Source organism: Mycolicibacterium iranicum (assembly GCF_002101705.1).
In the GTDB taxonomy this organism is placed as follows: domain Bacteria; phylum Actinomycetota; class Actinomycetes; order Mycobacteriales; family Mycobacteriaceae; genus Mycobacterium; species Mycobacterium iranicum.
The window spans coordinates 149,571-162,284 of sequence record NZ_LQPC01000020.1 but is presented as its reverse complement, the minus strand read 5'-3'; the positions used below and the strand labels follow the sequence as shown (position 1 = coordinate 162,284).

Genomic DNA, 12,714 nt, shown 5'->3' with positions numbered 1-12,714 from the left:
CTAGTCAGCCAAGGTCGCGCTGACGTAGACGATCTCCCCGAGCGGGTCGGTGTCCTCCGACAGCACGGGTTTCGGACGGCCATAGCGCGTGAACAGCTCATCGCGGGCTGCGCCGCTGACCTGCCAGCCCTTACTGCTGAGATAGTCCATCACGTGGCTGCGCGCCCCGGCGTACACGAGCGAGGCCATGTCGATGTCGAAACCGTGCTCGCGCAGCGGTTCCGACATCGCGCTCGCCTTGTCGGCGTCGAAATCGACGATGCCCGGCGCATATTCGGTCGCGATGGTGCTTCCCAGCGCCGACAGCTCGGTGATCTGGTCGAACAACCTGTCCTGGGCCTCGGGCGGAAGGTAGATCAGTAAGCCTTCGGCCAGCCACGCGGTGGGTTGGGCGGGGGAGAACCCGGCCTCCCGCAGGGCCGTCGGCCAGTCGTCGCGCAGGTCGATCGGAACCGGCCGGTGGGTTGCCGTCGGCTCGGCGCCGATATCGCGCAGCGTGCGGGTCTTGAACTCGATGACCTGGGGCTGATCCAGCTCGTAGACCACGGTTCCCGGGGGCCACGCCAGTCGATAGGCCCGTGCATCCAGCCCGGACGCCAGAATCACCACCTGTGCGATGCCTGCCGCCGTCGCCGCGAAACAGCAGTCGTCAAAGAACTTGGTGCGCACCGCCATTCCGTCGATCATCGCCTGCGCCCGCTCCGCGGAGCTGTCGGGGAACTGGGACAGATCGATCTCGCCGTCGAGCAGCTTAATGAAGAAGTCCAGGCCGACGGCCCGCACCAGCGGATCGGCGTAAGGATCGTCGATCAGGGGGTCGGGACTTGCGCTGGCCACCGCACGGCCTGCGGCCACCAACGTCGCCGTCGCACCCACACTGGAGGCCGGGTCCCAGGAATCGTCGTCCGTGCGCGCCACCCGGCTATCCTAACCGCGCTGACAGATACCCGGAGTCCCCGACCATCACGGCCAGCTGATCGTTGGGTGGTTCGAAACCGTTGGCGGCGTAGGCCTCTGCATTGGTTAGCACGGTGACCTGCCAGCCCTGCCCGCGAAGGTGGTCACTCGCCGACGTCCTCGGTCCGCTGTAGAACAGCTCGGTCAGATCGATGTCGCTGCCGTAGCGGCGACCGCGGTCGCTGAGCTCCTTGGCCCAGTCGCCGGTCAGGGCTTTGGCATCCATGTGCTCGGTCGCCAGCAGGCTTCCCGGCGCGCTCAGCGACGTGATGTTGTCAAGCAGTCGGTCCTGCGCGTCCGGCGGCAGGTAGATCAGCAGCCCTTCGGCGATCCACGCCGTCGGCTGAGACGGGTCGAAACCGTTCTCGCGCAATGCCTTCGGCCAGTTGTCGCGCAGATCGATGCCCACCGTTGCGCGGCCGGCCGCGGGTGTGGCCCCGGCCTCGGCAAGCACCCTCGTCTTGAAGTCGATCACCGCCGGCTGGTCGATCTCGAACACCACGGAGCCGTCGGCCCACGGCAGCCGGTAAGCGCGGGTGTCGAGGCCCGACGCAAGGATCACCGCCTGCCGGATTCCCTGATGTCCTGCGGCGGTGAAGAAGTCGTCGAAGAACCGGGTGCGCACGGCGATGTGTTCGCGCATCTGCTGGGCTCCGAACAGGGGATCGGCCTCGTCGCCGAGTTCGCCGTTGGCCACCTTGATGAAGTGCGGTAGGCCGACGGCCTCGACGAGGGCTGCGGCGTAGGGGTCGTCGATCAGCGGGTCGGGGCCGCGGCTGGCCAGTGCCCGGGTGGCGGCCACCGACGTGGCGGTCGCACCGACGCTGGAAGCCAGGTCCCAGGTGTCGCCCTCAGTGCGCGCCATCTGCGTTCCTTTCGCGTAGTACTGCCGTCAGCGCTCTCGAATCGCGGAGCGCGGCAAGGCTTTCGGTGACAGAGAACTCGCGGCCGTAGTGTGCGAAGACCTCGGGCCGCGACCGGCCGCTGACTTGCCACCCCAGTGCGCCGAGGTAGTCGGCCGCAGGTGTGCGCTCGCCGGTATGGAACAGGCTCGCCACATCCGGGATGTCGGCTTCGAACCCCTGGCTCTCCCACTGCGCGCGCAGAGCGCGGCTGCGCTGACCGATGCTCGCTCCCGCATCGGGATGGAATTCGGTGGCCAGCCGGCTTCCCGTAGCGCTGAGCCGGGTGATCTCGTCGAACAGCCGGTCCTGCGCATCCGGGGGCAGGTAGACGAGCAAGCCTTCGGCGATCCACGCAGTCGGCGCCGTCGGGTCGAAGCCGGCGCCGCGCAACGCGGCCGCCCAGTCGTCCCGCAAGTCCGCTGCGACGGTGTGCAGCCGCGCCGACGGGGCTGCGCCGAGGGCAGCCAGCGTCGCCGTCTTGAATTCGATGACGGCGGGCTGGTCGATCTCGAAGACCGTGGTGCCCGCCGGCCAGTCCAGTCGGTACGCGCGGGAATCCAGTCCCGAGGCGAGGATGACGGCCTGCCTGATGCCGGCGGCCATGGCGTCGGCGAAGAAATCGTCGAAGAACCGCGTGCGGACCGCCATCACATCCGTCATCAGCTCCGCGGTCCCGGACTCGTCGCCGGAGGAGAAGTCGATCTCCCCGTCCACGACCTTGGTGAAGAAGTCGATCCCGACCGCACGCACCAGCGGCGCGGCATACGGATCGTCGATCAGCGGGTCGGCTTCCCGGCTGGCGACGGCACGGGCAGCAGCGACCATCGTCGCTGTCGCGCCCACACTGGAGGCCAGGTCCCAGGTGTCGCCCTCGGTGCGTGCCATCCGTGCCTCCTCGAAACCGGGGCCCGACCTACTTGGCCGCGCTGACGTAGACGACGTCGGCGAAGCCTTCGTCGTTGTCCAGAGGCTGGAGTCCGTAGCGCACCAGGAGATCGTTGGTGGGGGTGCCCTCCACCGTCCAGCCCCGCTCGCGCAGATACTCGACGACGTCGTTGCGGTCACCGAGGAACACCAGCTCGGAGAAGTCGAGATCGAAGCCGTGGCTGCGCCAGGTGTCGGTCGACGCTTGCATCTTCTCGCGCATTTCCTGCTGGTCGGCCTCGTGGTGGGAGGGCACGGACTCGACGGCAAGCCGGCTCCCGGGCGCGCTGAGCTCACCGATGGTGTCCAGCAAACGGTCCTGCGCATCCGGCGGCAGGTAGCCGAGCAGCCCCTCGGCGATCCAGGCCGTCGGAGCGGTCGCGTCGAAGCCGGCCTCTGCCAGCGCAGCAGGCCAGTCGTTGCGAAGGTCGACGGGAACCGTCTTCAACTCGGTCGACGGCCGGGCTCCGAGCCCGGCGAGAGTGGTGGCCTTGAACTCGATGACCTCCGGCTGGTCGATCTCGAACAGCGTCATGTCGTCGGGCCAGGTGAGGCGGTAGCCGCGGGCGTCGAGGCCGGAGGCGAGGATGACGGCCTGACGGACACCGGACTCGACAGCCGCGGCGAAGAAGTCGTCGAAGAACCGGGTGCGCGCGGCCATGCCGTCGGCGAAGCGGCTCATGCCAACCGGCGACTCACCGGAGTTTCCGGTGTCCAGATCGGCCGGGGTCAGCTCGCCACTGGCCAGGCGGGTGAAGAAGTCCACGCCGACGGCTCTTACGAGCGGCTCGGCGAACGGGTCGTTGATCACGGGTTGCTCGGCCCTGGTGGCCACGGCGCGGGCGGCGGCGACCATCGTCGCGGTGGCCCCCACGCTGGAGGCGAGGTCCCAGGTATCGTCTGCGGTGCGGGGCATCTCGTGTCCTTTTTAATTAGATGAATTAACAACCGCCGCCACGGTACGCGCCGAATCTGAGTGCCGTCTGAGACCTTCGGATTCGGGCCAACCAACATGCAACTGTTAGTCTCGTAGACTGTTTGAACGCGCGACTTGGGCAGGCTATTTCTCCTGCTCATGCCGTCGCGCACACGACTTGACCACGACGCTGGTGACGCCAGCTACACAAGCACGCCGCGATCGACACCCCGGCCGTGCAGGAGGAAAGAGTGCTCTCGGCCTTCATCTCGTCCCTGCGGACAGTCGATCTCAGACGGAAGATCCTGTTCACGCTGGGCATCGTGATCCTTTACCGGGTCGGTGCCTCCATCCCGTCCCCGGGTGTCAACTACCCCAACGTGCAGCAGTGCATCGCCCAGGTCAGCGGCGGTGAGTCGGGTCAGATCTACTCGCTGATCAACCTCTTCTCCGGTGGCGCGCTGCTCCAGCTCTCGGTGTTCGCGGTGGGCATCATGCCCTACATCACCGCCAGCATCATCGTGCAGCTGCTCGGCGTGGTCATCCCTCGCTTCGAGCAGCTCCGCAAAGAAGGACAAGCAGGGCAGACCAAGCTCACGCAGTACACGCGCTACCTGGCGATCGCGCTGGCCATCCTGCAGGCCACCAGCATCGTCGCGCTGGCCGCCAACGGCGGCCTGCTGCAGGGCTGCTCGCTCGACATCATCCAGGGGCAGAGCGAAGGCCTCAACATCTGGACGCTGGCGGTCATCGTCATCGTCATGACCGCCGGTGCCGCGCTGGTCATGTGGATGGGCGAGCTCGTCACCGAGCGCGGTGTCGGCAACGGCATGTCGCTGATCATCTTCGCCAGCATCGCCTCGGCGATCCCCGGCGAGGGCAAGAACATCCTGGACAGCCGCGGCGGCATGGTCTTCACGCTGGTCTGCGTGGCGGCCCTGGTCATCGTCATCGGCGTCGTCTTCGTGGAGCAGGGTCAGCGCCGTATCCCGGTGCAGTACGCCAAGCGCATGGTGGGCCGCAAGATGTACGGCGGCACGTCGACCTACCTGCCGCTGAAGGTCAACCAGGCCGGCGTCATCCCGGTCATCTTCGCGTCGTCGCTGATCTACATCCCGCACCTGATCACCCAGCTGATCACCAGCGGTAGCTCCACCCCGAGCACCGGATGGTGGCAGACGTTCGTCGCCGAGTACCTGACCGATCCCAGTAGCCCGGTCTACATCGCGATCTACTTCGGCCTGATCATCTTCTTCACCTACTTCTACGTCTCCATCACGTTCAACCCCGAAGAACGTGCCGACGAGATGAAGAAGTACGGCGGTTTCATCCCCGGTATCCGCCCGGGCAAGCCGACCGCCGATTACCTGAACTTCGTCCTGTCGAGGATCACCCTGCCAGGCTCGATCTATCTGGGCGTGATCGCCGTTCTGCCGAACCTCTTCCTCGAGATCGGCAACACCGGCTCTGTGCAGAACCTGCCGTTCGGCGGTACCGCGGTCCTCATCGCCGTCGGTGTCGGCCTGGACACCGTGAAGCAAATCGAAAGCCAGCTGATGCAGCGCAACTACGAGGGCTTTTTGAAGTGAGAGAGGGTTTCCTACGTTGAGAATCGTGTTGTTGGGCCCGCCGGGTGCGGGCAAGGGAACCCAGGCGCAGAAGCTGGCCGACAAGCTCGGCATCCCGCAGATCTCCACCGGCGATCTGTTCCGGTACAACATCAGCAACAACACCGAGCTCGGTGTGGAGGCGAAGAAGTACCTGGACGCCGGCGATCTGGTGCCGGCCACGCTCACCAACGCGCTGGTCGATGACAGGCTCAATGACGACGACGCCAAAGAGGGCTTCATCCTCGATGGCTTCCCGCGGTCGGTCGAGCAGGCCGAAGCGCTGGCGCAGATGCTCCAGAAGCGCGGATTGGCCCTCGACGCGGTGCTCGAGTTCCGGGTGCCCGAGGAGGAGCTCGTCTCCCGACTACAGGGCCGCGGCCGCGCCGACGACACCGAGGACGTCATCCGTAACCGGTTCAAGGTCTACCGCGACGAGACCGCGCCGCTGCTCGACTTCTACTCCGACGACCTCAAGACGGTCGACGCCGTCGGTGAACTCGACGAGGTGTTCACCCGCGCGCTCAAGGCGCTCGGCCGCTAGATGGTCTCTCTGCCCGGACTGCGCAGCCGCAAGGTCGTTCCGCAGCGCACCGCCGGTGAACTGGACGCGATGGCTGCCGCCGGCGCGCTCGTCGCCGCCGCACTCAAAGCCGTGCAGGCGGCGGCCCGACCGGGCGTGTCGACGCTGGAGCTCGACGCAGTCGCCGAGTCGGTGATCCGCGACGGGGGTGGCACGCCGTCGTTCCTCGGCTACCACGGATTCCCCGGGACCATCTGTTCGTCGGTCAACGACCGTGTCGTGCACGGCATCCCGAGCGACGCGGAGAAGCTCGCCGCCGGCGATCTGGTGTCGATCGACTGCGGTGCGATCCTGGACGGCTGGCACGGCGACTCGGCGTTCACCTTCGGCGTCGGCGAGCTGATCCCTGCCGACGAGATGCTGTCCGCCGCGACTCGCGATTCGATGGAGGCCGGCATCGCCGCCATGGTTCCCGGGAACCGACTGACCGATGTCTCGCACGCCATCGAGCAGGGCACCAAGGCCGCCGAGGCGCGCTACGGCCGCAAATTCGGCATCGTCGCCGGCTACGGCGGGCACGGTATCGGTCGCGAGATGCACATGGACCCGTTCCTGCCGAACGAGGGCTCACCCGGCCGCGGTCCGTACCTGGCCGTCGGTTCGGTGCTCGCCATCGAGCCCATGCTCACCCTCGGCACCCGCAAAACCGCGGTACTCGACGACAACTGGACGGTCGTCACCACCGACGGTTCACGCGCCGCGCACTGGGAGCACACCGTCGCGGTCACCGACGACGGGCCCCGCATCCTGACCGCGCGCTGAACCGAAAGCCCGTCACCGTCGTGTCACTGGCGGAGGATGGCGCAAGTGAACCACCGGGACGACCCCGAAGCCGCGGTCATGCGGGCGCTCTACAACGAGCACGCCGCCGCGCTGTGGCGCTATGCGCTGCGACTTACCGGGGACCGGGCGCGTGCCGAGGACGTGGTTCAGGAGACGCTGCTGCGTGCGTGGCGACACCCCGACGTCACCGCCGACCTGGACCGGTCCGCCAGGGCGTGGTTGTTCACCGTGGCGCGCAACATGATCATCGACGAACGTCGAAGTGCCCGCTTCCGGCACGAGACCGGGGTGCCCGAGCCCGAGCTTGTCGCCGACGTGGCGTCCAATGACGACGTCGACACGGCGCTGGACCGGATATTGCTGGGCACGGCGTTGCGTCAACTGTCCGACGAGCACCGCGCGGTGATTCGCCGCGCCTACTACCAGGGCTGGACGACGGGACAGATCGCAGCCGATCTGCAGATCCCGGAAGGAACCGTGAAGTCTCGGCTGCACTACGCCGTCCGCGCGCTGCGGCTCGGCCTTCAGGAGATGGGGGTGACTCGATGATTCCGCAAGACCACGACACCTACCTGACGTGGGACGCCGCCTACGTGTTGGGTGCGCTGTCCGGCGAAGATCGCCGCGAGTACGAATCGCATCTCGCCGAGTGTGCTCGATGCCGTTCCGCCGTCGGAGAACTCGGCGGCATGCCCGGCCTGCTGTCGCTGCTCGACCTCGGCGAGGTGCGGGCACTCGACGACGAAGATCCCGATCCGCCGTTGCGACCCGAGGTGCTCACCTCGGTGATCGACCGCGTCGGTGTGCGCAGGCGCCGGGCGCGCTGGGCGACGATGACGGCTGTCGGGGTGGCAGCGGTGCTCGCGGCCGTCGCACTGATGGTCGCCGTGCGGCCCGAGATCTTCGGATTGCACACGGCGCCAACACAACAGAGCACCGCGCAGATGCTCGGGATGAGCAAGGTCTCCGAGACCCCGATCAACGCGAGCGTCGCGCTGACCAGCTACGGCTGGGGCACCCGCATCGACATGGAGTGCTCGTACGGCGATTGGGGGCAGAGCCCCCACGGCGCCAAGCCGCAGGATCTCGGCATGGTGGTCATCGGTCAGGACGGCAGCCGACACCAGATCGCCACCTGGCTCGGCGTGTCCGGTGCGACGGCACTGCCGAGCGGAAGCACCCCGATGGACAGGAACGAAATCGCTGCCGTGCAACTGGTTTCGGCCTCCGACGGCTCGGTACTGCTCGAGAAGCAGGTGTGACCCGGGCGAGCCGTTGCGGTAGAAAGACATGCGTGCCATCCGAACGGCGGGACCCGATCGCCATCGCCCGCGACAACTGGGAGCGCTCAGGGTGGGGCGATGTCGCCGACGGCATGGTCGCGGTGACCTCGGTGATGCGCGCCCACCAGATCCTGCTGGCCCGCGTCGAGAACGCGTTGCGGCCCTACGACCTGAGCTTTTCGCGCTATGAGCTGCTGCGCTTGCTGGCATTCAGCCGCACGGGGGCGCTGCCCATCACGAAAGCCTCCGACCGATTGCAGGTGCACGTCACCAGCGTCACGCACGCGATCCGGCGGTTGGAGTCCGACGGCCTGGTCGAACGGCTTCCGCACCCGACCGACGGACGCACGACGCTGGTCCAGATCACCGACCTCGGTCGCTCGACCGTCGAAGATGCGACGGTGACGCTGAACAAGGACGTCTTCGGCGACATCGGCATCTCCGACGAACAATCCCGCACGCTGGCGGCCTCGATCGAGACGCTGCGCCGCAGCGCAGGCGATTTCTGACTGTCGGTGCTCGTCACCGGTTCGGGGGCAGCGGGATCGTCGCCGTCACCGCGGTGCCGTTGCCGGGGCGCGAGCGGATGTGGAGCCTGCCCCCGACGATCTCGGCGCGCTCGGCCATCGACAGCAGCCCGTAGCCACCCATCTCGTCGCCGCCCAGCGGGCGTTCCAGCGTGTCGAATCCGACGCCGTCGTCGACGATCTCCAACCGGGCGACCTCTCCGTTGTCGGTCCTGTCCACGGCGAACGTGAGCCGGGCATGGTCGGCACGGGCGTGTTTGACGACATTCTGCAGGCATTCCTGCGCGATGCGGTACAGAGCCAGCTCGATGTGGTCGGGCACCCGATCCTCGGCCAGCGTGACCTCGATGGTGATCTGTGGGATCGACCGGGCCAAACTGGCCAGCCCGCCGGAGAGCCCCAGGTCGTCCAGCACGGGGGGTCGTAGCCCGCTGATCGCGGCGCGCGCCTCCTGCAGCGTCAGGTCAGCGAGTTCCCGTGCGCGGTCGAGCTGTTCGGTCAGCGCGGCGCGGTCGTCGGGGGACTTCGCGGCCTGCGCGGCCGCGTCGAGGCGGTAGGAGAGCGTGACGAGCCGCTGCGAGATGCCGTCGTGAATGTCGCCCGCGAGCCTGCGGCGCTCCAATTCCTGGGCCTCGATGACCTGCTCGACGAAGTTCTCGTGGGCGCGTTCGCGAGCCACCAGCTGGCGGTGCAGCCGCGCCTGGTGCATGGCGCCGGCAATCAGCCTGCCGATCACCAACAGCAGCTCGACATCGCGGTCGCCGAAGTCGCGCTCGGCAACGGTGTGGACGTTGAGGACGCCGACGAGTCCGCCGGGGTCGGTCTCCATCGGAACTGACACCATCGAGGTGAAATCCCGGCCGCGCAGCGAGCGGAACGGCAGGTAGCGCGGATCGGATTCCTTGTCCTTCCTGATCACCACCGGCTCCCGGTGGCTGGCCACCCACCCCGAAATGCCCTGTCCCAGAGGAAGTCTGATCTTTCCCACTTCCGAGTCGAAGGGCGGGGTCGCCCCGGCCAGCGTCAGCGACCTTTCCGTGTCGTCGAGGACGTGCACGAAGCAGACGTCGCTGTCGGTGGCCGCGGTGATCATCCTCGCGGCCGCGGCCGCGAGCGGTTCGACGCCCGGTCCGCTCGAGGCGGCCTGGATGAGCTCGCGCAGCAGCGCCAGTTCGCGGTCGGCGGTCAGCAGCGGCCGCGTCACTGGAAGATCCCTTCGCGCAGCGCGGTCGCCACCGCGCCGGTCCGGTCGCTGACGGCCAGCTTGCGATAGATCGAGCTGAGGTGCGTCTTCACCGTCTCATCGCCGATCACCAGCTTCGCCGCGATCGCCCGGTTGGACAGTCCGTTGACCACCAGTTCCAAAATCTCGCTCTCGCGCTGGGTGAGCCCCTGCCGGGCGCCTGGCCATTCCACGACGCGGCCGGCCATCGTCGGATCGATCGCGGTCTGGCCGGCGTGCACCAGCTCCAGCTGCCGGACCAGCTCCTCGCTGCTGATGCTCTTGAGCAGATACCCGGATGCCCCCACCCGCAGGGCCTGGAAAAGGTATTGCTCGTCGTCGTAGACCGACAGCATGACCACCTTGCGGCCGGGGTCGCGGGAGCGAAGCTGCTGGCACACGTCCAGCCCGCTCGATCCCTGCATGCGCACGTCGCACAGCACGATGTCGGGCTCGAGGTCGGCCACGACGCTCATCACCCGTTCCGCACCGACCGCCTGGCCGACGACGGTGACCCGGCTGCCGAACGCGGCGAGCATCGCCTTGAGACCTTCGATGACCATCTCATGGTCGTCGACCAGCACAATTCGCACCGGTTCGCGGCCTGCCATGGCCCCACTGTAAGGAATCCCCCACATGGGGGAGGCGCGCGGGGTGTGACGTGGGCCACCATTATCTCGTGCAGCCCTCACAGCAGAAAGCATGGCGTGCCGGTCGCTTCTGGTGGGACTGGCAGTCCGCCCAAACCGAGCCGACACCGCCGCAGCCGTTGAAAAAGCTCAGCGCGGTGATCTTCGACCTCGACGCGCTAGCCGACGTCGAGAGCGCAGGTCACCGGCCCGCGTTCAACGCCGCCTTCGCGTCCCTCGGCCTGGACATCGAATGGTCGGTCGCCCGGTACCGACAGCTGCAGGCGCTCACCGACGAACGCCGGCGGGTAGCCGCCGAACTGCGTAAGCGTGGAGTGAGCACCGAGTGCGATGTGCTCGCCGAGCTGCTCGTCGACGAGATCTGCATGACGAAGGCGATGATCCTCGACGAGACGATCCTCGACGCCGACATCGCGGTGCGTCCCGGGATGCTGGACCTGATCACCGAGGCGTACGGGGCAGGTGTCGGCATCGGCATCGTCAGTACGGGCAACCGCGCGTGGGTGGAGCCGCTGGTGCGGCAGCTGATCGGGGAGGGGATCGCCGGCGCGGTGCTGACCGTCGACGATGCGCCCCGCGGCGAGCTGTATGCGGCGGCGTTGGCCGAGCTCGGAGCCCCGGCCCACGACTCGCTCGCGTTCGCGGGGTCGCCGGCAAGTCAGCGCACCGCCACCGCCACCGGGTTGGCGTCGGTTCTCGTCGAAGGCGACGGCGCCGGCGGTGTGCCGCTGCGCGTGGCCGACTGTCAGCGCGCGTACGACTCCTGGCACGAGACGCATCGGAGACCGACTGCAGCCTGAGCTCCGATCGGGCGGCAAGCGCCTATCCTTGCCCGAATGAGCCCGGGTCGATCGCGCAACGCGCTTCAGACTCGCGCCGACATCCTCGATGCCGCCCGGCGGCGGTTCGGGTCCGAGGGCTACCAGGCGACCACTCTGCGCGGCGTCGCGTCCGACGTCGGCGTCGATCCGGCGCTGATCATCCGATACTTCGGCAACAAGCAGAACCTGTTCGCCGAGGCCGCCGAGTTCACGCTCGAGCTACCCGACCTGACCGAGGTCGACGAAGGCGACGTGGCCGACGTCCTTCTGTCGCGCTTCTTCGCAGTGTGGGAAAAGGACACTACATTTCTTGCACTGCTGCGCGCGGCGATGACCAGTGAATCAGCTGCCGAAACCATGCGTCGGGTATTCGCCACCCAGGTGGCGCCCGCGGTGGCCGCCGTCACGCCGGACCATCCGGCGCAACGGGCAGGAATGCTGGGCGCATTCGTGATCGGTTTGGCCACAACGCGTTACGTGATGGCCAACCCGGCGGTCGCGAATCTCAGCCATGACGAACTGATTCGCTTCGCCCGCCCGGTGATCGTCCAGGTGTTGTTCGGGTCGATCTCGCCCCCGGCCGATGCCGAATCTGAGGATATGCACGAAGGTCGGCCGAAATCCGGTACATAAGCTCAGATTCGGCGACGTCTGTCAGCGGCGCAGCGCCTCGATGACCGCGCTGAAGTCCTTGTCGGCATGCTCTTCGTTGAATGCGCGGTAGATCTCGGCGGCGTGGGTGCCCAGCGGCGCGTTGGACCCGGTCGAGTTCACCGCGTCCATCGCCAGGCCGAGGTCCTTGTTCATCAGGGCTGTCGCGAAGCCCGGCTTGAAGTCGTTGTTGGCGGGCGACGTCGGAACTGGGCCTGGCACCGGGCAATTGGTGTGTACCGCCCAGCAGTTGCCCGTCGCGCCGGTGATGACGTCGAAGAGTGACTGCGCGGGTAGCCCGAGCTTCTCGGCGAGCACGAACGCTTCACCGATGGCGATCTGCTGCACGGCCAGCACCATGTTGTTGCACAGCTTGGCGGCCTGCCCCGCACCTGAGGCTCCGCAGTGAATGATCTTGCCCGCCATGGGCTCCAGCACCGGCTTGGCGCGCTCGAACGCATCGTCCTCACCGCCCACCATGAACGCCAGCGTGCCCGCGGCGGCGCCTTTGATGCCGCCGGAGACAGGAGCGTCGAGCTGGGCGAGGCCGCGCTCGGCGGCCTGGGCGTGGATGTCGCGGGCGTCGTCGACGGAGATCGTCGACGTGTCGATCAGCAGGGCGCCGTCCTTGGCGACGGGCAGGATCTCGGCGTAGGCGGCCTTGACGATCCCGCCGTTGGGCAGCGACGTGATGACGACATCGGCCTCAGCCGCGGCGGCGGCACCGCTGTCGAACACGGTGGCGCCGTGGGCTTGTGCGGCTTCCTTCAGGGCGGGCACCGGGTCGAACCCGTTCACCGTATGACCGGCCGCCACCAGGTTGGCAGCCATCGGACCACCCATGTTTCCCAGCCCCAGGAACGCGATCGTCGTCATTGACATCTC

At 67.5% G+C, this 12,714-nt stretch carries 15 protein-coding genes; 8 read left to right on the top strand and 7 right to left on the bottom strand.

Features of this window, described 5'->3' with window-relative positions:
- From AWC12_RS05840 to AWC12_RS05825, 4 genes are read right to left on the bottom strand one after another with little or no spacing between them, the layout of a single operon-like run.
- Positions 1-918 carry a class I SAM-dependent methyltransferase gene (locus tag AWC12_RS05840; protein ID WP_085172920.1) on the bottom strand — a complete coding sequence of 306 codons (918 nt, stop codon included), beginning with the start codon at positions 916-918 and terminating at the stop codon, positions 1-3.
- 4 nt (positions 919-922) lie between these two features.
- Positions 923-1,822 carry a class I SAM-dependent methyltransferase gene (locus AWC12_RS05835; RefSeq protein ID WP_085172918.1) on the bottom strand — a complete coding sequence of 300 codons (900 nt, stop codon included), beginning with the start codon at positions 1,820-1,822 and terminating at the stop codon, positions 923-925.
- Positions 1,809-2,747 (bottom strand): SAM-dependent methyltransferase, encoded by a 939-nt coding sequence (locus AWC12_RS05830; protein WP_085172917.1) that lies wholly within the window; start codon positions 2,745-2,747, stop codon positions 1,809-1,811. Before AWC12_RS05830 ends, AWC12_RS05835 begins: the two co-directional genes overlap by 14 nt.
- Before the next feature lie 28 nt (positions 2,748-2,775).
- Complete coding sequence (locus AWC12_RS05825; RefSeq protein WP_085172915.1) at positions 2,776-3,702, bottom strand: class I SAM-dependent methyltransferase; 927 nt, start codon at positions 3,700-3,702, stop codon at positions 2,776-2,778.
- A 251-nt stretch (positions 3,703-3,953) separates the two neighbouring features.
- Between AWC12_RS05825 and secY the strand changes: the two genes are divergently transcribed.
- The 6 genes from secY to AWC12_RS05795 all read left to right on the top strand — a co-directional run bounded on the left by secY (position 3,954) and on the right by AWC12_RS05795 (position 8,467).
- Positions 3,954-5,291 (top strand): preprotein translocase subunit SecY, encoded by a 1,338-nt coding sequence (gene secY / locus AWC12_RS05820; protein ID WP_024446227.1) that lies wholly within the window; start codon positions 3,954-3,956, stop codon positions 5,289-5,291.
- Between the two features lie 16 nt (positions 5,292-5,307).
- Positions 5,308-5,853, top strand: coding sequence for an adenylate kinase (locus AWC12_RS05815; RefSeq protein WP_024446228.1), 546 nt, complete (start codon positions 5,308-5,310; stop codon positions 5,851-5,853).
- Entirely contained in the window at positions 5,854-6,654 is an 801-nt protein-coding gene (gene map / locus AWC12_RS05810) for a type I methionyl aminopeptidase (protein ID WP_085172913.1), read from the top strand.
- Between the two features lie 78 nt (positions 6,655-6,732).
- Complete coding sequence (locus AWC12_RS05805) at positions 6,733-7,224, top strand: sigma-70 family RNA polymerase sigma factor (protein WP_272937875.1); 492 nt, start codon at positions 6,733-6,735, stop codon at positions 7,222-7,224.
- The gene (locus AWC12_RS05800; protein WP_085172910.1) at positions 7,221-7,937 is read left to right on the top strand and encodes an anti-sigma factor family protein; all 717 of its coding nucleotides are present in this window, start codon (positions 7,221-7,223) and stop codon (positions 7,935-7,937) included. The genes AWC12_RS05805 and AWC12_RS05800 overlap by 4 nt, the downstream gene beginning before the upstream one ends.
- A gap of 32 nt (positions 7,938-7,969) precedes the next feature.
- Positions 7,970-8,467 carry a MarR family transcriptional regulator gene (locus AWC12_RS05795; protein ID WP_024446232.1) on the top strand — a complete coding sequence of 166 codons (498 nt, stop codon included), beginning with the start codon at positions 7,970-7,972 and terminating at the stop codon, positions 8,465-8,467.
- A gap of 13 nt (positions 8,468-8,480) precedes the next feature.
- Here the strand turns inward: AWC12_RS05795 and AWC12_RS05790 are convergent, their stop codons facing one another.
- A complete protein-coding gene (locus AWC12_RS05790) occupies positions 8,481-9,689 on the bottom strand; it encodes a GAF domain-containing sensor histidine kinase (protein ID WP_024446233.1) in 1,209 nt (402 codons plus the stop codon).
- Complete coding sequence (locus tag AWC12_RS05785; protein ID WP_024446234.1) at positions 9,686-10,318, bottom strand: response regulator; 633 nt, start codon at positions 10,316-10,318, stop codon at positions 9,686-9,688. The genes AWC12_RS05790 and AWC12_RS05785 overlap by 4 nt, the downstream gene beginning before the upstream one ends.
- A 68-nt stretch (positions 10,319-10,386) precedes the next feature.
- On the opposite strand from AWC12_RS05785, the gene AWC12_RS05780 reads away from it, so the two are divergent.
- Both AWC12_RS05780 and AWC12_RS05775 read left to right on the top strand, forming a co-directional pair.
- Positions 10,387-11,157 (top strand): HAD family hydrolase, encoded by a 771-nt coding sequence (locus tag AWC12_RS05780; RefSeq protein ID WP_085173120.1) that lies wholly within the window; start codon positions 10,387-10,389, stop codon positions 11,155-11,157.
- 36 nt (positions 11,158-11,193) lie between these two features.
- Positions 11,194-11,811: a TetR/AcrR family transcriptional regulator gene (locus AWC12_RS05775; protein WP_085172909.1), complete on the top strand. Its 618-nt coding sequence runs from the start codon at positions 11,194-11,196 to the stop codon at positions 11,809-11,811.
- Between the two features lie 21 nt (positions 11,812-11,832).
- On the opposite strand, the gene mmsB is transcribed toward AWC12_RS05775, so the two are convergent.
- Positions 11,833-12,705, bottom strand: coding sequence for a 3-hydroxyisobutyrate dehydrogenase (mmsB, locus tag AWC12_RS05770; protein ID WP_234813840.1), 873 nt, complete (start codon positions 12,703-12,705; stop codon positions 11,833-11,835).
- Between the last annotated feature and the right edge of the window lie 9 nt (positions 12,706-12,714).

What these genes read in the sequence shown, in the direction of transcription:
- AWC12_RS05825 (WP_085172915.1), bottom strand. Translation starts at nt 3,702, where the DNA reads ATGCCCCGCACCGCAGACGATACCTGGGACCTCGCCTCCAGCGTGGGG.
- AWC12_RS05775 (WP_085172909.1), top strand. Translation starts at nt 11,194, where the DNA reads ATGAGCCCGGGTCGATCGCGCAACGCGCTTCAGACTCGCGCCGACATC.
- AWC12_RS05805 (WP_272937875.1), top strand. Translation starts at nt 6,733, where the DNA reads ATGCGGGCGCTCTACAACGAGCACGCCGCCGCGCTGTGGCGCTATGCG.
- AWC12_RS05830 (WP_085172917.1), bottom strand. Translation starts at nt 2,747, where the DNA reads ATGGCACGCACCGAGGGCGACACCTGGGACCTGGCCTCCAGTGTGGGC.
- AWC12_RS05835 (WP_085172918.1), bottom strand. Translation starts at nt 1,822, where the DNA reads ATGGCGCGCACTGAGGGCGACACCTGGGACCTGGCTTCCAGCGTCGGT.
- AWC12_RS05785 (WP_024446234.1), bottom strand. Translation starts at nt 10,318, where the DNA reads ATGGCAGGCCGCGAACCGGTGCGAATTGTGCTGGTCGACGACCATGAG.
- map (WP_085172913.1), top strand. Translation starts at nt 5,854, where the DNA reads ATGGTCTCTCTGCCCGGACTGCGCAGCCGCAAGGTCGTTCCGCAGCGC.
- mmsB (WP_234813840.1), bottom strand. Translation starts at nt 12,705, where the DNA reads ATGACGACGATCGCGTTCCTGGGGCTGGGAAACATGGGTGGTCCGATG.
- AWC12_RS05800 (WP_085172910.1), top strand. Translation starts at nt 7,221, where the DNA reads ATGATTCCGCAAGACCACGACACCTACCTGACGTGGGACGCCGCCTAC.